18 protein-coding genes and 1 pseudogene are annotated in these 16656 nt (G+C 74.6%); 7 read left to right on the forward strand and 12 right to left on the reverse strand.

Features of this window, described 5'->3' with window-relative positions:
• The 3 genes and pseudogenes from MY526_RS25830 to pcaC form a co-directional block, all read left to right on the forward strand.
• A pseudogene (locus MY526_RS25830) lies at nt 1-251 on the forward strand (3-carboxy-cis,cis-muconate cycloisomerase); the annotation flags it as partial.
• The gene (gene pcaD, locus MY526_RS25835; RefSeq protein WP_436694885.1) at nt 248-1030 is read left to right on the forward strand and encodes a 3-oxoadipate enol-lactonase; all 783 of its coding nucleotides are present in this window, start codon (nt 248-250) and stop codon (nt 1028-1030) included. The pseudogene MY526_RS25830 and the gene pcaD, both read left to right, overlap by 4 nt.
• Nucleotides 1027-1425, forward strand: coding sequence for a 4-carboxymuconolactone decarboxylase (gene pcaC / locus MY526_RS25840; RefSeq protein ID WP_436694884.1), 399 nt, complete (start codon nt 1027-1029; stop codon nt 1423-1425). The genes pcaD and pcaC overlap by 4 nt, the downstream gene beginning before the upstream one ends.
• A 72-nt stretch (nt 1426-1497) precedes the next feature.
• Here pcaC and MY526_RS25845 read toward each other — a convergent pair whose 3' ends face one another.
• The 5 genes from MY526_RS25845 to MY526_RS25865 form a co-directional block, all read right to left on the reverse strand.
• Complete coding sequence (locus tag MY526_RS25845) at nt 1498-3234, reverse strand: ScyD/ScyE family protein (protein ID WP_436705378.1); 1737 nt, start codon at nt 3232-3234, stop codon at nt 1498-1500.
• A 320-nt stretch (nt 3235-3554) separates the two neighbouring features.
• Nucleotides 3555-4223 carry a CoA transferase subunit B gene (locus MY526_RS25850; protein WP_436694882.1) on the reverse strand — a complete coding sequence of 223 codons (669 nt, stop codon included), beginning with the start codon at nt 4221-4223 and terminating at the stop codon, nt 3555-3557.
• A gap of 1 nt (nt 4224) precedes the next feature.
• On the reverse strand, nt 4225-5028 hold the full coding sequence (locus MY526_RS25855; protein WP_436694881.1) for a CoA transferase subunit A: 804 nt from the start codon (nt 5026-5028) through the stop codon (nt 4225-4227).
• A gap of 26 nt (nt 5029-5054) precedes the next feature.
• Complete coding sequence (locus MY526_RS25860) at nt 5055-6290, reverse strand: MFS transporter (protein ID WP_436705379.1); 1236 nt, start codon at nt 6288-6290, stop codon at nt 5055-5057.
• On the reverse strand, nt 6287-7096 hold the full coding sequence (locus MY526_RS25865) for an IclR family transcriptional regulator domain-containing protein (protein WP_436694879.1): 810 nt from the start codon (nt 7094-7096) through the stop codon (nt 6287-6289). Before MY526_RS25865 ends, MY526_RS25860 begins: the two co-directional genes overlap by 4 nt.
• A gap of 308 nt (nt 7097-7404) precedes the next feature.
• Here MY526_RS25865 and MY526_RS25870 point away from each other — a divergent pair, with 308 nt between their 5' ends.
• Genes MY526_RS25870 through MY526_RS25880 form a run of 3 tightly spaced genes read left to right on the forward strand, consistent with a single transcriptional unit; the run spans nt 7405 to nt 9912 of the window.
• Nucleotides 7405-8268: an ABC transporter permease gene (locus tag MY526_RS25870; RefSeq protein ID WP_436694878.1), complete on the forward strand. Its 864-nt coding sequence runs from the start codon at nt 7405-7407 to the stop codon at nt 8266-8268.
• Entirely contained in the window at nt 8268-9041 is a 774-nt protein-coding gene (locus MY526_RS25875; RefSeq protein WP_436694877.1) for an ABC transporter permease, read from the forward strand. The genes MY526_RS25870 and MY526_RS25875 overlap by 1 nt, the downstream gene beginning before the upstream one ends.
• Before the next feature lie 49 nt (nt 9042-9090).
• Complete coding sequence (locus tag MY526_RS25880) at nt 9091-9912, forward strand: ABC transporter ATP-binding protein (RefSeq protein ID WP_436694876.1); 822 nt, start codon at nt 9091-9093, stop codon at nt 9910-9912.
• Nucleotides 9913-9948: 36 nt separating this feature from the next.
• Here the strand turns inward: MY526_RS25880 and MY526_RS25885 are convergent, their stop codons facing one another.
• From MY526_RS25885 to MY526_RS25905, 5 genes are read right to left on the reverse strand one after another with little or no spacing between them, the layout of a single operon-like run.
• Nucleotides 9949-10935 carry an ABC transporter substrate-binding protein gene (locus MY526_RS25885; protein ID WP_436705380.1) on the reverse strand — a complete coding sequence of 329 codons (987 nt, stop codon included), beginning with the start codon at nt 10933-10935 and terminating at the stop codon, nt 9949-9951.
• 29 nt (nt 10936-10964) lie between these two features.
• Nucleotides 10965-11735 carry an IclR family transcriptional regulator gene (locus MY526_RS25890; protein WP_436705381.1) on the reverse strand — a complete coding sequence of 257 codons (771 nt, stop codon included), beginning with the start codon at nt 11733-11735 and terminating at the stop codon, nt 10965-10967.
• Between the two features lie 29 nt (nt 11736-11764).
• Nucleotides 11765-12622, reverse strand: a complete 858-nt coding sequence (locus MY526_RS25895) for a biotin-dependent carboxyltransferase family protein (RefSeq protein WP_436705382.1) — start codon at nt 12620-12622, stop codon at nt 11765-11767.
• Complete coding sequence (locus tag MY526_RS25900) at nt 12619-13230, reverse strand: 5-oxoprolinase subunit B family protein (RefSeq protein WP_436694872.1); 612 nt, start codon at nt 13228-13230, stop codon at nt 12619-12621. Before MY526_RS25900 ends, MY526_RS25895 begins: the two co-directional genes overlap by 4 nt.
• Nucleotides 13230-14027, reverse strand: a complete 798-nt coding sequence (locus MY526_RS25905; RefSeq protein ID WP_436705383.1) for a LamB/YcsF family protein — start codon at nt 14025-14027, stop codon at nt 13230-13232. The genes MY526_RS25900 and MY526_RS25905 overlap by 1 nt, the downstream gene beginning before the upstream one ends.
• Before the next feature lie 85 nt (nt 14028-14112).
• On the opposite strand from MY526_RS25905, the gene MY526_RS25910 reads away from it, so the two are divergent.
• Nucleotides 14113-14904 carry a putative hydro-lyase gene (locus MY526_RS25910; RefSeq protein WP_436705384.1) on the forward strand — a complete coding sequence of 264 codons (792 nt, stop codon included), beginning with the start codon at nt 14113-14115 and terminating at the stop codon, nt 14902-14904.
• A 13-nt stretch (nt 14905-14917) separates the two neighbouring features.
• On the opposite strand, the gene MY526_RS25915 is transcribed toward MY526_RS25910, so the two are convergent.
• Both MY526_RS25915 and MY526_RS25920 read right to left on the reverse strand, forming a co-directional pair.
• Entirely contained in the window at nt 14918-16459 is a 1542-nt protein-coding gene (locus tag MY526_RS25915) for an acyl-CoA synthetase (protein ID WP_436705385.1), read from the reverse strand.
• Nucleotides 16452-16656 (reverse strand): amidohydrolase family protein (locus MY526_RS25920; RefSeq protein WP_436705386.1); only part of this gene is annotated, 205 nt, incomplete at its 5' end. The genes MY526_RS25920 and MY526_RS25915, both read right to left, overlap by 8 nt.

The raw sequence follows: 16656 nt of genomic DNA on the forward strand, positions 1-16656 counted from the left end.
GCCCGCTGGCCGGCGCGCTCGCCGACGCGCTCGCCCCGGCCCTGGGCAAGGGTCCGGCCCACGACGCCGCCGCCGCCGCGGTCCGCGCGGCGCGGGACACCGGCCGGCCGCTCGCCGAGCTGGTCGCCGCCCGCACCGATGTCGACCCAGCCGCCGTGCTGGCCGCCGCCGCGCCGGACGTGGGCGAGGCCGGCGCCCAGGTGGACGCCGCCCTGGCCGAGCACGCCGCACTCACCGAAGGGGAGCAATGACCGCCGTCGAGGTCTCGTACACCGAGGAGGGGCCGCGCGACGCGCCGGTCGTCGTCCTCTCCAACTCCCTCGGCGCCACGCGCGCCATGTGGGACCCCCAGGTGCCCGCGCTGGCCGAGCGCTTCCGCGTCGTCACCTACGACACCCGGGGGCACGGCAGCTCGCCCGTGCCCGAGGGCCCGTACAGCCTCGACGACCTGGTCGACGACGTCGTGGCGCTGCTGGACCGGCTCGGTGTGCAGCGGGCGCACGTGGTGGGGCTGTCCCTGGGCGGGATGACCGCGATGCGGATGGCGGCGCGCGAGCCGGAGCGCGTGGGGCGGATCGCGCTGCTGTGCACGTCCGCGCTGCTCGGCCCCCGCGAGATGTGGACCGACCGGGCGCGCACCGCCCGCACCGAGGGCACCGGCGTGCTCGCCCCGGTCGTGGTGCAGCGGTGGTTCACGCCCGGCTTCCGGGAGCGCGAGCCCGAGCTGACCGCGCGGATGGAGGCGATGATCGCCGGGACGCCGGCCGAGGGGTACGCCGGCTGCTGCGAGGCGATCGCCGAGATGGACCTGCGCGCCGACCTGCCGACGATCGGCGCCCCGACCCTGGTCGTCTCCGGCGTCGAGGACCCGGCCACCCCGCCGGAGCACCAGCAGGCCATCGTGGACGCGGTCCCGGACGCCCGGTTGGTGTCGGTCAGCCCCGGGGCGCACCTGGCCAACGTCGAGCAGCCGCAGGAGGTCACCGGCGCGCTGCTCGGCCACCTCGACGAGGCGGGAGGCCGGCGGTGAGCGAGCTGCCCGGCACCGACGACGAACGCCGCGAGGCCGGCATGGCCACGCGCCGGCAGGTGCTCGGCGACGCGTGGGTGGACCGCGCCGTCGCCGGCACCACCCCGTTCACCGCCGACTTCCAGGACTTCATCACCCGGGTGGCGTGGGGCGACATCTGGCAGCGGCCGGGGCTGGCGCGGCGGGACCGCAGCCTGATGACGCTGTCGATCACGATCGCGCTGCGGCACTGGGACGAGTTCGCCCTCCACGTGCGGGCGGCGAAGAACAACGGCCTGTCCGACGAGGAGATCGCGGAGGTCATCCAGCACGCCGCCGTGTACGCCGGCGTGCCGTCGGCCAACCACGCGTTCAAGGTGGCCGGGCCGATCCTCGACGAGCTGCGCGGGGCCTGACCCCGACGCGACCGTGCGGTGCCGCGGGAGGGGTCGCGGCACCGCACGGTCGGTCGGTCGGAGGGGCGGCGGTCAGGGCGTGGCGTCCCCGCTGCCCTGGTCGGCGGTCCCGTCGTCCCCCGCGACAGCGCTGTCGCCGGGGACCGTGGCGATCGCCGCGTCCCCGCTGCCCTGGTCGGCGGTCCCGTCGTCGTCGGTGGCCGCGACCCCGGCGTCAGGTGTCGTCGTGCCGGTCCCGGCGTCCGCGGGTGCGGCCGGGGCCGACTCGGCGGGCGCCGCCTCGGTGGGCTCGGTCACCGGGAGCGCGGTCTCCTCGGCGTCCTCGGGGAAGGAGAACCGCCACAGCTGGCCGCCCTCGACGACGTCCTCCGTGGCGGGGTCGTCGGCGTCGGCGGGGAGGGTGCTGTACGCCGAGACGTAGACCGTGCCGCCGCGGCCCAGCTCCAGGCCGGACGGGAACGGGACGTCGACGATCGCGTAGGTGGCGTCCTCGGGCTCGTCGGTGGTGAACCGGACGACGCTGCCGGTCCCGGTCGGCGGGCCCTCGCTGCCGAGGATCTGCGAGACGTAGACGTGCTCGCCGTCGGGCTCGACGGCCAGGCCGTTGATGCCGGTGAAGCCGCCCCAGCGGCCGGTCTCGTCGCCGTCGGCGTCGTAGCGGACGACCTCGGCGACGCCGGGACGGAGCGAGCCGACCCCGCCGACGTAGATGTTGCCGTCGGCGTCCTGGTCGAGGGCGCTGGGGACGAACTCGGGGGTGGCCTCGTCGTCGTCGGACTCGTAGGCGGCGAAGACCTCGACCTCGTAGTCGGGGAGGCCGTCCTCGTCGACGTCGTCGAAGTCCGGCGTCACCTTCCACACGGCGTTGGCGCCCGCGTCGGCGACGAGCAGGTACTCGTCCTCGCCGGGATCGCCCTCGGGCGTCGGGTCGACGACGATCACGGCGTTGGGGTTGCTGTCCAGGGCCGTCTTGCCGTCGGGGTTCAGGCGCTCCTCCTCCGCGCCGAGGTCCACCCAGGGCAGGACCTCGCCGTCGATGCTGAGCAGCAGGTGCTCCTGGGTGGCGGCGCCGTTGTCGTCGGTCTCGGCGCCCGGCTCCGCCAGCGCGTCCGGGGTCCCCTCGCCCTGCGCGATGACCAGGAGGCCGGGGAGGCCGACCGCGACGCCGTCGGAGCCGACCGTGCCCTCCGCGGACTCCACGGAGTACAGGTCGTCGACGATGCGCTCGGCCTCGGCGTCCTCGGTGCGGGAGGGCCGGTTGACGGCCGCGATGGCGCCGGTGTCGCCGGCGCAGACCTCCTCCGCGGTGGTGGCAGCGGTCGCCGCGTCGTCGGCGCCCGTCGCGGTGTCGTCGGCCGTGGCCGTGGCCGTGGCCGTGGCCGTGGCCGGGGCGCCGCTGCCCTGGTCGGCGGTGTCGTCGTCGTCGAGCGGGACGGCGGTCGGCGCGGTGTCGTCGGCCGTGGCCGTGGCGGGGGCGTCGCCGCTGCCCTGGTCCGCGGTGCCGTCGTCGTCGTCGTCGTCGAGCGGGACGGCGGCCGGTGCGGTGTCGTCGGCCGGGGCGTCGGTCGCGGGCTGCGCCGCTGACGCCGCTGCCGGCAGGGACGGCGAGCAGTCCTCGCCGCCCTCGCCGCCCTCGGCGACCAGGAGGTTCCGGCCGGCCCAGGCGAGCTGGCGGGGGTTGTCGAGCCCGGTGGCGACGACGACGTGGTCGAGGGGCTCGCTGTCGGGCGTCTCGACGGTGGCGGATGCCGCGGTCGCGCAGCCCAGGAGGAGGGCGAACGAGCCGGCGGCGACGATGGTCTTGCGCATGAGGGATCTCCGCTGCGGGTTGGCGTTGTTCTGGAAGGCCCCCGGACGGCTCGGCGCCGGAGGCGGATGGCAGTGCGTCCCCGATGGCGGTCGACGGTAGGTAGGTCCCGGTGGACCCGGAGCCCCCATGCAGGGGGGCGGCAGCGGGCGTCCCCTGGGGGTCTCGTGGCGTGCCCGGAACCCGGTGTGAGCACAGCGACACCCACGGCCGCGTCCGCGGCGTCCGGGGGCGGGCACCGGTGCCCGCCCCCGGACGCGCGAGGACCCTGCGTCGGTTTCCGCGGAAACCGACGCAGGGTCCTCGCCCGTGGCGCTCCGGGTCAGACCGTGGCGGGCAGCTGCATCTCCCGGACGGCGTCGCCGATCGTGAGCGGGGCGCCGGTCGCGGCGGCGACCTCGTCGGCGGAGACGCCGGGCGCGGTCTCGACGAGCACGAAGCCGTCGGGGGTGACGTCGACGACCGCCAGGTCGGTGATGACCCGGTCGACGCAGGCCTTGCCGGTCAGCGGCAGGGTGCACTCCTGTACGAGCTTGGGCGACCCGTCGCGGGCCGTGTGCTCCATCATGATGATCACCTTGCGGGCGCCGTGGACGAGGTCCATCGCGCCGCCCATGCCGTTGACCATCTTGCCGGGGATCAGCCAGTTGGCCAGGTCGCCCCGGGGGTTGACCTGCATGGCGCCGAGCACGGCGACGTCGAGGTGCTTGCCGCGGATCATCCCGAAGGACAGCGCGGAGTCGAAGAAGCTGGCCCCGGGCAGGATCGTCACCGTCTCCTTGCCGGCGTTGATCAGGTCCGGGTCCTCCTCGCCCTCGAACGGGTAGGGACCGACGCCGAGGATGCCGTTCTCCGAGTGCAGCACGACGTGCACGCCGTCGGGGATGAAGTTGGGGACCAGCGTCGGCATGCCGATGCCGAGGTTGACGTACTGGCCGTCCTCGAGCTCCAGCGCCACCCGGGCGGCGAGCTCGTCACGGGTCAGGGTCATCTCAGTTCCCTCCGGGGGTCGACTCGTCGCCGGCGGCGGCGGGCGTGGCCGGCGACTGCCGCGGGCGGGTGGTGAGCTTCTCGATCTTCTTGTCGTCCGGCCGGGCCAGCACCACGCGGTCGACGAACACACCGGGCAGGTGCACGAGCTCGGGACGGATCTCGCCGGGCTCGACGAGCTCCTCGACCTCGGCGATGGTGATCCGCCCGGCCATGCCGGCCAGCGGGTTGAAGTTGGCCGCCGACTCGTGGAACACGAGGTTGCCGTGCCGGTCGCCGATCGCGGCGCGGACCAGCCCGAAGTCGGCGGTCAGCGCGGTCTCGAGCACGTACTGGTGGCCGTCGAACTCGCGCACCTCCTTGGGCCGGCTGACCTCGACGACGTTGCCCTCGGCGTCGTAGCGGACCGGGATGCCGCCGTCGGCGACCATCGTGCCCACGCCGGTCGGGGTGTAGAAGGCCGGGATCCCGCTGCCGCCGGCCCGAAGCCGCTCGGCCAGCGTGCCCTGCGGGGTCAGCTCCACCTCCAGCTGACCGGACAGGTACCGGCGGGCGACCTCCTTGCTGCCGCCCACGAACGAGGAGATCGTCTTGCGGATCCGCCCGGCGTACAGCAGCACGCCGAGGGCCGCGTCATCGACCCCGCAGTTGTTCGAGATCGTCGTCAGGTCGGTCGTGCCCTGCTCCAGGAGCGCGTCGATCAGGGCGTACGGGATGCCGCACAACCCGAACCCGCCCACGGCCAGCACCGCGCCGTCCTCCACGTCGGCCACCGCCGCTGCGGCGGACCCCACCACCTTGTCCATCTGCTCTCCTCGTCGTCCTCGGGCGTTCAGGATCGGGCGGGGGAGGGCTGCGAGCCCTCCGCCCGGGTCTCGGTGACCAGGCGCGGCCGGGCCGCGGCCAGCCCGGCGCACACCTGCAGCGCCACCAGCACCAGCAGCAGCACCAGGCTGGTCCGCCACCCGCCGGTGGCGTCGTGCAGCAGGCCGACGGCCAGCGGCCCCGTCGCGGCGAGCAGGTACCCCACGCTCTGCGCGGCCGCGGAGAGCCGGCCGGTCTGGCCCACGTCCCGGGTGCGCACCAGGACGAGGGTCATGGCCAGCGGGAAGGCGACGCCCGTCCCCAGACCGTAGAGCAGGGACCAGAGCACCGGCGCGGCACCCGGGGCGACCAGCAGCCCGGCGACGCCCGACAGCTGCAGCGAACCGGCGCCGAGCACCCAGCCTGCCTGGCCGGCCCGGCGCGCGGCCAGGGGCGGGACGAACAGCGCGCACGGGGAACCGAGCGCGGCGGCCAGGGCCAGCAGCCCTCCGGCGGCGGCCGCCGACATCCCGGCGTCGTCCTCGAGGATGTTGGGCAGCCAGGTGAGCATGGCGTAGAAGGACAGCGACTGGAGGCCGAAGAAGGCGGTCACCGCCAGCGCCACCCGGTCGCGCAGGACGGCGGCCACCGGCAGCCGGGCCGACGCCGGGACGCGCTCCACGGGGCGCCGTCCGGCGAGCAGGCCGATGCAGACGACGGCGAGCAGGACCGGGACCAGCCACACGGCCAGCCCGGCGACGGCCGAGCCGGCGGCAGCGGCCAGCGGCTGGGCCAGCCCGGCCCCGAGGCTCGCAGACAGCGCCATCGACGCCGTCGTCGCGCCCAGGACCGGCGCGCTGCGCCGCCCGTACTCCGCCCGCACGGCGGCGGGCACCAGCACGTTGGCCACGGCGATCCCGCTGGTGAGCAGGACGGTGCCCGCGAACATCCCCCAGGTGCCGGCCAGGCGGAGCGCGACGCCCACCGCGAGCAGCACCGTCCCGGCGAGGACCGCGCGGTGGAGGCCGATCCGCGCCGCGAGCGCCGGCGCGGCGGGGGAGACCAGACCGAAGCAGACCAGCGGGAGCGCGGTGAGCACGGCCAGCGCGGTCGTGGAGACGGTGAGCTCGTCGCTCAGGTCGCCGAGCACGGGGCCGACCGCGGCGAACGGGGCCCGCAGGCAGAGGGCGACGAGGACGAGGGCCACCGCGGGGGCGATCAGGACCCACCACGGTCGACGTCGTTCGGGTGCGGGCGAGCTCACGACCCGGTACGCCGGGTGCGCAACAGGTCGTGCTCGATGTTCCGCGAGGTCTCCAGCAGCGCCGGCACCAGCTCGCCCTCCAGCTGCGCCATCGACGTCCGGCTGGCGTGGACGGAGATGTTGAGCGCGGCGAGCACCTCGCCGTCGGCGTTGCGGATCGGCGCGGCCGCCGAGCGCAGGCCCTCCTCCAGCTCCTGGTCGACCAGGGCGTAGCCCTGCCGGCGGGCCAGCTCGACGGCGGCGCGCAGCTCGACCGGGTCGGTGACCGTCCGGTCGGTGTGGCGGGTGAACGGTGCGCGCCGCAGGTAGTCGGCGAGGTCGGCGGAGCCCAGCCCGGCGAGCAGCACGCGGCCCATCGACGTGGCGTGCGCCGGCAGGCGGGTGCCCACCGCGAGCAGCACCGTCATGATCCGCTTGGTGGGGACACGCGCGACGTAGACGATGTCGTCGCCGTCGAGGACCGACATCGACGAGGACTCGTTCACCTGCGAGACCAGCGTCTCCAGGTGCGGCTCGGCGACCTCGGGCAGGGTCAGCCCCGACAGGTAGGAGTAGCCGAGCTCCAGGACCCGCGGGCGCAGGGAGAACTCCCGGCCGTCCATGCGCACGTAGCCCAGCTGCACCAGGGTGAGGAGGAAGCGGCGCGCGGCGGCGCGGGTCAGCCCGGTCGCCCGGGCCACCTCGGAGAGCCCCAGCCGCGGGTGCTCGGCGTCGAAGGCCCGGATGACGGCCAGGCCGCGGTCGAGCGACTGCACGAAGGTGCTGTCGCGCGCCGGCAGGTCGGCCGGTTCCTCGGCGATCTCCACGCGCTTCCTCCTGCAGCCCTCGGGGCGCGGCTCGGCGTCCCGCGTGCCATTGTGCGCAGGGTGAACGGTTGTACGGCAACTGGTCCTCACCGGCGATCACACCGCGGTCACGGACCGGAGACGACGCTTGACGGTGGCAGGCATCACCTGTTTCCGTTCTCCTGCAGAACAGCGGTTCGCGCAGCGAACGCCTGCCATCCGGATCCAACTCCCCGGGGAGCGCCCATGCGCCGAACTCGAGCGGCCCTCGCTGCCGCGCCGTTGCCGTCCGCCGTCCGCGGCGGGGACGACGGCCCGGAGGTGTGGTCGTGAGCGACTCCGGTCCGGTCACCGTCTACGAGCCCGCTGCCGACAACGCCGAAGCCGGCGTCGCGCCCAAGCCCCCGCGACGCCGCGCCGTCGGCAGCTCGCCGTTGGTGCTGGGCACGATCGGCCTGCTGGGCCTCGTGCTGCTGTTCGAGATCCTGCCGCGGCTGGAGATCCTGCCGAGCCAGTTCTTCCCGACGTCCTCGGAGATCGCGGTGGCGCTGGTCGACCAGCTGGGCCAGCCGGACTTCTGGGCGGCGCTGATGGACACCATCCAGGGCTGGGCGCTGGGCCTGCTGATCGCCGCGGTCGCCGGTGTGGTGCTGGGCATCGTCATCGGCAGCTCGCACTTCCTGCGCGAGCTGACCGCCTCCACCATCGAGTTCCTCCGGCCGATCCCGTCGGTGGCGCTGATCCCGCTGGCGGTACTGCTCTTCGGCACCTCGATCGAGAGCAAGCTGCTGCTGGTCATCTACGCCTCGTTCTGGCCGGTCCTCATCCAGGTGCTCTACGGCGTCCAGGACGTCGACCCGGTCGCGCAGGACACCGCCCGCGCCTACCGCTTCGACTTCGCGGCCCGCATCCGGTACGTCACCTGGCCGACCGCGCTGCCCTACATCATGACCGGCCTGCGGCTGTCGGCCGCGGTCGCGCTCATCCTCGCGGTCACCTCGGAGCTGGTCATCGGCAACCCCGGCATCGGCAATCGGCTGGCCGTCGCGCAGAGCAGCGGCGCGATCGAGGCGACCTACGCCCTCGTGGTCGTCTCCGGCATCCTCGGCGTGATCGTGAACCTGGTCTTCCGGTGGATCGAACGACGGACCCTCAGCTGGCACCCGTCCCAGCGAGCAGAGGTGGCGCTCTGATGGCAACCCTCCGGCGTCTCGGCTTCGCTCTCGGCCTGCCCCTCGTGCTGTTCGTGCTGTGGTGGGTGACCTCGGCGAACAGCACCAACTTCTACTTCCCGCCGCTGTCGCTGATCCTCGACAGCCTCGTGGAGGAGTGGTTCGGGCCCCGGCTGGCCGAGGACGTGCTGCCCAGTCTCCTGCGGCTGGCCGCCGGCTATGCCATCGCTGCCGTCGTCGGCATCACCCTCGGCGTGCTGATCGGCACCTACAAGCGGCTGCGCGACCTGGTCGAGCCGGTTCTCGAGTTCTTCCGCGCCATCCCGCCGCCGGTCATCGTGCCGATCCTCATGCTGATCTTCGGCATCGAGAACACGATGAAGATCGTGGTGATCGCCTTCGGGTGCATGTGGCCGATCCTGCTCAACACCGCCGAGGGCGTGCGCGCCGTCGACAGCGTGCTGTCCGACACCGCCCGCACCTACCGGATCTCCGGTGCGGCCCGGCTCCGCTACCTGATCCTGCCGGCGGCCAGCCCGCAGATGGCCGCCGGCCTGCGGCAGGGCCTGTCGGTCGCGATCATCCTGATGGTGATCAGCGAGCTGTTCGCCGCCAGCGACGGCCTGGGCTTCGCGATCGTCCAGGCCCAGCGCAGCTTCGCCATCCCGGAGATGTGGGCGGGCATGATCATGCTCGGCCTGCTCGGCTTCCTGCTGTCCCTGCTGTTCCGCCTCGTCGAGACCCGCTGGCTGGCCTGGTACCACGGCCTGCGCCGCGCTCAGCGCGCGGGATGACGCCCGTGCAGACCCCGACCCTGACCCCCCGATCGGAAGGCGCAACACGATGCTCGAGGTGAACGGCGTCAAGAAGGTGTACGAGGGCAAGTCGCGCACCGTCGAGGCCGTGCGCAACCTGACCTTCACGCTGCAGGAGGGCGAGTTCGCCTGCCTCGTGGGACCGTCCGGCTCCGGCAAGACGACGCTGCTGAAGATCATGTCCGGGCTGCTCGACCCCACGGCCGGCGAGGTCCTCCTGAACGGCAAGCGGGTCGACGGCCCGCCGCCGGGCATGGCCATCGTCTTCCAGGAGTACGGGCGCAGCCTGTTCCCGTGGATGAGCGTCCGGCAGAACGTCGAGCTGCCGCTCAAGCAGAAGAAGGTGCCCTCCGCCCGGCGCAAGGAGCTGGTCGACGAGTCGGTCGCCGCGGTCGGCCTGGCCGACGTGCACAGCGCCTACCCGTGGCAGCTGTCCGGCGGCATGCAGCAGCGCGTCGCGATCGCCCGGGCGATCGCCTACGAGCCGCAGGTGCTGCTCATGGACGAGCCGTTCGCCGCCGTCGACGCGCAGACCCGCGCCGACCTCGAGGACCTCGTCCGCGACCTGTGGCACCGCTTCCAGGTCACCACCCTGTTCGTCACCCACGACATCGACGAATCGGTGTACCTGGGCCAGCGGGTGATCGTGCTGTCCAGCTCGCCGACGGTCATCCGCGACGACGTCGCCATCGACCTGCCCGACGAGCGCAACCAGCTGCACACCCGGTCCTCGCCCCGCTTCGCCGAGCTGCGGGCCCGGGTCTTCGAGCAGATCCACCGCCCGAAGGAGGAGACGCCGGGCGCGGTCGACCCGCACGCGCCCGCCGTCATCGGGCAGTCCCAGGTCTGAGGCGGGAGGGGGCCCGGACCGGGCCCCCTCCGACCATCAGTCGACGAGCATGGTCTCGACGTCGAACTCCTCGCTGATGATCCCGTAGTCGAGCATCCGGTCGCTCATCTCCTGGAGCTGCTCGGGATCGGCCTCGACGTCCCACTGCGGGAGCACCACCTGCTCGACGGTCTCGGCCGGCACCTGGGTGTAGGTGGGCACCAGCTCCACCAGGCGCTCACGGTTGTCGGTGAGCTCCTCCATCGACGCGGCCATGGCCTCGCGGAAGGCCTCGATCACGCCGGGGTTCTCCTGCGCGTACTGCTCGGTGGTCAGCCAGCCGGCCACCGGCATGCCCTCGACCGGGCCGCTGAACAGCGGGAAGAGCACCCGCGCGCCACTGGCGAGGGCCGAGGCCTGGAAGGGCTCGACCTGCCAGATGGCGTCCACGTCGCCCGCGGCCAGCGAGGCGGCCATGTCCGGGAGCGGCAGCTCGACGTACTGGATCGTGGAGATGTCGACGCCGGCGTCCTCGAGGACGGCGTTGATCGCGACCGTGCCGATGTTCTGCAGGTTGTTGACCGCGATCCGGGCGCCGGCGAGGTCGGCGGCCGACTGGTAGGGCGCGTCCGGTGCCACCATGATCGCGTGGTCGTCGGCGCCGACGTCGTTGCCGGCCACGATCCGCACCGGCAGCCCCTGCTGCGCCGCCAGCAGGGCCGAGGTGTAGTTGCCGTAGGTGATGTCGTACTCGCCGGCGATCAGCGAGGGGATCGCCTGGGCGCCGCCGGAGGTCTGCTCGAGCGTCACGTCCAGCCCGGCGTCGTCGAACAGGCCGGTCTCCTCGGCGTTCACCGCGGTCGCCGTGTGCACGAGCGGGAAGTAGCCCAGCGTCAGCGCCGCCGGGCCCGACTCGCCGCCGCCCCCGCCCCCGCCTCCGCCGCCGGTGTCGTCGTCGGAGCCGCACGCGGCCAGCACCAGGATGGCCGCGCAGCCCAGCGCGAGGCCGGTCAGCCGACGGGGACGGGGCACAGCTGCGGACATGATCGGTCTCCCTCGGGGAGCGGGCGGGATCAGCGGGGCGGGACGCCCAGCGGCGGGGACGACAGCGAGCGGGTCACCCCGCGGGCGGCGGCCATCAGGGCCGGCACCTGGGCCGCGGCCCGGCCGTCGTTGGGCACGATCACCGAGAGGGCGGCGACGACCTCCTGCAGCCCGTTGCGGACCGGCACGGCGACGCCGGCGGCGTCGTCGTGCACGTGGCCCGGGGTGAGGACGTAGCCCAGCCGGCGGACCTCGGCCAGCGCGGCCCGGAGCCGCTCGGGGGTGGTGATCGTCTGCGCGGTGTGCTGCGCCAGCGGCCGCGACAGGATCCGCTCCTGCAGCTCCGGCGGCCCGTAGGCGAGCAGCACCAGGCCGGAGGAGGAGATGTGCAGCGGCAGCCGGCCGGCGATCCGGGAGTAGTTGACGACCGCGTCGCGGGCCGACAGCCGCTCGAGGAACAGCACGTCGTCACCGTCGCGGACGCCGAGCTGCGCGTGGTGGCCGACGACGGCGTGCAGGTCCTCCAGGTAGGGCATCGCGGCGTCCCGCAGCGACAGGGTGAGCGACGCGCGGGAGGCCAGCTCCCACATCCGCACCCCGACCCGGACCTCGCGGTCGGGGCCGCGCTCGAGCAGCCCGTGGGCGACCAGCTCGGCGATCAGCCGGGAGGCCGTCGCGACGTGCAGGTCGGTGCGCCGGGCGATCTCCGACACCTGCAGCACCTTCTCGTCGGGGGAGAAGGCGTCGAAGATGCGGATGGCGCGCGACAGCACCGACTCGCCGGTCCTGACCCGCCCCACGCGCCGCAGTGTGGCACGGGCGACGGGACTCAGTCCGTGGGCACGGCCCCCCGGAAGCGGAGGGTCTGCCCGGGCCGCAGCTGGCCGCAGCGGTCGACGTCTCCGTCGGCGACGTAGCCGATGACGGGGTAGCCGCCGGTGACCGGGGCGTCGGCGAGGAACAGCACCGGCAGGCCGGACGGCGGCACCTGCAGCGCGCCACGCACCATCCCCTCGCTGGCCAGCTCGCCGGAGCGGGCCCGCTCGAGGGGGACGCCGTCCAGGCGCAGCCCGATCCGGTTGCTCTCGCCCGTGACCGTCCAGCCGGTGCCGGTGAGCGCCTCCGCCGCACCCTCGGCGAACCAGTCGGCGCGCGGGCCGGGCAGCACCCGCACCGTGACCTCGCCGCCCGGCGGGTCGGGGACGGGGGCCAGGTCGACGCCGGGCAGCTCGCCGGCCGGGTCGCCGACCGGCAGCTCGTCGCCGGGCGCGACGACCGGTGGGCCGAGACCGGAGAGCAGGTCGGTGGCGCGGCTGCCCAGCACCGGCTCGACGGCGATCCCGCCGCGCACGCCGAGGTACGTGCGCAGCCCCGCCACGGGCTGGCCCAGCCGCAGCTCGGCGCCGGCCGCGAGCCGCACCGGCGCGTTGTGCGCCGCGGCGCCCGGGCAGCGGGCGCCGGTCGTGACGACCAGCAGGTCCGCGCCGGCCCGCACCGCCAGCCCGCCGAGGGTCACCTCCAGCACCGCGGCGTCCGGGGGGTTGCCGACCAGCCGGTTGGCCAGCGCGGCGGAGGCCCGGTCGCAGGCGCCCGACGGGCCGATGCCGAGCGCGCCCTGCCCGGGCCGGCCGGCGTCCTGGACGGTGGTGAGCGGGCCGGTCGCCAGCACGGTGAGGCAGCGGCTCACCGCTGCTCCACGAAGCGCACCCGCACCCCCGGGCGCAGCAGGGCCGCCGGCTCCCGCGACAGGTCGAACACCGCGACGTCGGTGCGGCCGATCAGTTGCCAGCCGCCGGGGGACTCGCGCGGGTAGACGCCGGCGAACTCCCCGGCGAGCGCGACGGCGCCGGCCGGCACCCGCGTGCGGGGCGTCTCCCGCCGCGGCACGTGCCACGGCTCCCCGTCGGGCGTGCAGTAGCCGAAGCCGGGGGCGAAGCCGCAGAAGGCCACCGTCCACCCGGTCCCGGTGTGCCGGCGCACCACCTCCGCGGGCTCGACGCCCAGGTGCGCCGCGACGTCCCCGAGGTCGGCGCCGTCGTAGACGACCGGCAGCTCGACCAGCTCGCCGCCGCCCGCCCGGTCCGGCCGCGGCCGCACCCGCCGCACCGCCTGCTCGACCGCCGGCAGCGACGTGGCCGCCGGGTCGGTGACCAGCAGGACGGTGCGGGCCGCGGGGACGACGTCCACCACGCCCTCGATCGGCTCCCCGGTGAGCGCGGCGTACAGGCCGAGGACCTCGTCGAGGCCGTCCAGCTCGAGCAGCAGCGCGGTGGAGCCGCTGGGCAGGACGCGCATCAGGGCGCGAACGGCGCCGGCTCGACGCCGGCCCCGGTGAGCGCGGCCCGCACCCGCCGCGCGATGAGCACCGCGCCCTGCGTGTCGCCGTGCACGCAGATCGACTGCGGCCGGACGACCAGCGGGTTGCCCTCGACGTCGGCGATCGGCTCCCCGCGGGCCATCGCCACGCACCGGGCGGCGATCTGGTCGGGGTCGTGCAGCACGGCGCCGGGCAGCCGGCGGGAGACCAGCGTCCCCTCGGGGGTGTAGGCGCGGTCGGCGAAGGCCTCCCGCACGACGGTCAGCCCGGCCTCGGCGGCCAGCCGCAGCCACGCCGACCCCGGCAGGCCGAGCACCGGCAGTCCGGGGTCGTACTCGACGACGGCCCGGACGACCGCGGCCGCCTGCTCCTCGTGGCCGACGATCGCGTTGTAGAGGGCTCCGTGCGGCTTGACGTAGCGGACCCGTGAGCCGGCGATGCGGGCGAACGCCTCCAGCGCGCCCAGCTGGTACAGGACGTCGGCGGTCAGCTCGTCGGGGGGCACGTCGACGAACCGGCGGCCGAAGCCGGCCAGGTCGCGGTAGGAGACCTGCGCGCCGATCGCCACCCCGGACGCCACGGCCTGCTCGCAGACCCGGCGCATGATCGTCGGGTCGCCGGCGTGGAAGCCACAGGCGACGTTCGCGCTGGTCACCACGCCCAGCAGCGCCTCGTCGTCCCCGAGCACCCACTGGCCGAAGCCCTCGCCGAGGTCGGAGTTGAGGTCCATGGGCGGTGTGGTGCGGCCGGGGGCGTTCTCGGAGCTCTGCGACACGGGGGATCTCCACGACGGACGGCTGTCCCGGACGCTAGGGCCGCTCCGGGGGCCCGGCAACGCGAGGTGGGGGGAGCATGGGGCCATGGCACATCGGGGAGGGGCCCCGGCCGGCCCGGCCGACGTCCGGGCCGCCTGCCGGGGCGGGGCCGCCGTCCCGACGTCGGGGCTGGCACCGGGGTTCACGCAGGCCAACCTGGTGGTCCTGCCGCAGGACTGGGCCTACGACTTCCTGCTGTTCGCCCAGCGCAACCCGCAGCCGGTGCCGCTGCTCGACGTCACCGACGCCGGGTCGCCCCGCACGGTGCTGGCCCCCGGCGCCGACCTGCGCACCGACCTGCCCCGCTACCGGGTCTGGCGGGACGGCGAGCTCGTCGACGAGCCGGCCGAGGTCGCCGACCTGTGGGCCGAGGACCTGGTCGCCTTCCTCATCGGCTGCAGCTTCAGCTTCGAGACCGCGCTCATGGACGCCGGGGTGCCGGTGCGCAACATCGAGCAGGGCCGCAACGTGTCGATGTTCCGCACCAACCGGGAGTGCCGGCCGGCCGGGCGGCTGTCCGGTCCGCTCGTGGTCACCATGCGGCCGGTCCCGGGCGAGCTGGTGACCACCGCGGTACAGGTGACCGCCCGCATGCCGCAGGTGCACGGGGCGCCGGTGCACGTCGGTCCACCCGGGGCACTCGGGATCGACGACCTCGGCCGGCCCGACTTCGGCGACCCCGTGGAGGCCGCGGCCGGCGACGTCCCGGTGTTCTGGGCCTGCGGGGTCACCCCGCAGGCGGCGCTCATGGCCTCCCGCCCGCCGTTCGCGATCACCCACGCGCCGGGCCACATGTTCGTCACCGACGTCCCGGACGCCGCCTACCGCCGGCCCTGAGGGAGCGCGCGCGTCAGCCCGGCTGGACCGGACCGAACCGCGACCGCAGGTCCGGCTTGCGGATCTTGCCGGTCGCGGTCTTCGGCAGCTCGTCGACGAACTCCACGTGCCTGGGCACCTTGAAGCCGGCCAGCCGCTCGCGCAGCGCGGTCCGGATCGCCTCCGGGTCCTCCGGGGCACCCGGCGCGGGGACGACGATCGCCAACCCGACCTCGCCCCACCGCTCGTCGGGGACGCCGATGACGGCGACCTCGACGACGCCGGGCAGCTCGAGCAGCGCGGACTCGACCTCGGCCGGGTACACGTTCTCCCCGCCCGAGATGATCATGTCCTTGTATCGGTCGCGGATGTACAGGTAGCCCTCGGCGTCGACCGAGCCGGCGTCGCCGGTGTGGTACCAGCCGTCGACGAGCGCCGCGGCGGTCTGCTCGGGGTCCTCCCAGTAGCCGGCCATGACGTTGGGGCCGGAGACGACGATCTCGCCGACCTCGTCGACGCCGGCGTCGCTGCCGTCGGGGCGCACGACCCGCAGGTCGGTGAAGAACAGCGCCTTGCCGGCGGACCCGACCTTGCGCTCGGCATCGGCCGGGTCGAGCACCGTGCAGCCGGGCGAGGCCTCGGTCATGCCGTAGCACTGCTGCATGGTCACCCCGCGCTCCAGCCAGGTGCGCAGCGTGGGGAGCGGGACCGCGGCGCCGGCGGCGCCGATGGTGCGCAGCGCCGACAGGTCCCGGGTGCCGAAGTGCGGCTCGCGGCTCATCGCGTCGAGCATCGTCGGGACGGCGAAGAACGAGGTGACCCGCTGCTCCTCGATGACCCGGAGCGTCTCGGCCGGGTCGAATCGCCGGACGACCACCGCGCATCCGCCGCGCAGCAGGGTGGGGTTGACCGTGCCGTTGAGGCCGCCGATGTGGAACAGCGGCGCCAGGGCGAGGGTCCGCTCGTCGGCGGCGAAGTCCATCCCGAGCAGCTGGTTGGTCGCGTTCCAGGTCATGTTGCCGTGGGTGAGCACCGCGCCCTTGGGCCGGCCGGTGGTTCCCGAGGTGTACATGACCAGGCAGGGGTCGTCGAGGGCGACCGGCTCGTCGCGCGCCTCGGGGACGGCCGTCACGAGCAGCTCCTCGTAGGGCAGCGAGTCCGCGCCCCCCGCCACGGGTGACTCGGCCGCCACCCACGCCCGGATGCCGGGCAGCCGGTCACGCAGCGCGTCGGCCAGCTCCCCGTGCTCGCGGCCGTGCACCAGCACCGAGGCGCCGGAGTGCTCCAGCACGTACTGCGCCTCCGGTGGCGTGAGCCGGGCATTGACCGGCACCCAGATCGCGCCGAGCTGACCGCAGGCGTAGAGCGTCTCCAGCGCCGAGGGGTGGTTGCCGCCGGTCCACGCCACCCGGTCGCCGGCCCCGATCCCGAGGCCGGCCAGCGCTCCCGCCGTCCGCCGCACCCGGTCGGCGAACCCGGCGTGCGACGTCGTCGTCCCCTCGAACCAGATCGCGTCGCGGTCGGGGGAGATGCGCAGCCGCCGCTCCGGCCAGGAGCCCAGACCCGCGTTACGCATCGCGGGTGGCCGTGCCGTCGAGGTGCAGCGCCGTGATCGCGTTCTCCTTCATCACCAGCGGGCGCACCTCGTCGCGGACCTCCAGGGCCTCGAAATCGCGGATCCAGCGCTCCGGGGAGATCAGGGGGTAGTCCGAGCCGAACAGCACCTTCTTCTTGAGCAGGGTGTTGGCGGCGCGGACCAGCTGCGGCGGGAAG

The organism is Geodermatophilus sp. CPCC 205761, assembly GCF_051383655.1.
Classification (GTDB): Bacteria; Actinomycetota; Actinomycetes; order Mycobacteriales; family Geodermatophilaceae; genus Geodermatophilus.

Coding starts and splice junctions, on each gene's coding strand:
- MY526_RS25850 (WP_436694882.1), bottom strand. CDS start 4,223: ATGACCCTGACCCGTGACGAGCTCGCCGCCCGGGTGGCGCTGGAGCTC.
- MY526_RS25855 (WP_436694881.1), bottom strand. CDS start 5,028: ATGGACAAGGTGGTGGGGTCCGCCGCAGCGGCGGTGGCCGACGTGGAG.
- MY526_RS25910 (WP_436705384.1), top strand. CDS start 14,113: ATGGCACATCGGGGAGGGGCCCCGGCCGGCCCGGCCGACGTCCGGGCC.
- MY526_RS25880 (WP_436694876.1), top strand. CDS start 9,091: ATGCTCGAGGTGAACGGCGTCAAGAAGGTGTACGAGGGCAAGTCGCGC.
- MY526_RS25900 (WP_436694872.1), bottom strand. CDS start 13,230: ATGCGCGTCCTGCCCAGCGGCTCCACCGCGCTGCTGCTCGAGCTGGAC.
- MY526_RS25845 (WP_436705378.1), bottom strand. CDS start 3,234: ATGCGCAAGACCATCGTCGCCGCCGGCTCGTTCGCCCTCCTCCTGGGC.
- MY526_RS25885 (WP_436705380.1), bottom strand. CDS start 10,935: ATGTCCGCAGCTGTGCCCCGTCCCCGTCGGCTGACCGGCCTCGCGCTG.
- MY526_RS25915 (WP_436705385.1), bottom strand. CDS start 16,459: ATGCGTAACGCGGGTCTGGGCTCCTGGCCGGAGCGGCGGCTGCGCATC.
- pcaD (WP_436694885.1), top strand. CDS start 248: ATGACCGCCGTCGAGGTCTCGTACACCGAGGAGGGGCCGCGCGACGCG.
- MY526_RS25875 (WP_436694877.1), top strand. CDS start 8,268: ATGGCAACCCTCCGGCGTCTCGGCTTCGCTCTCGGCCTGCCCCTCGTG.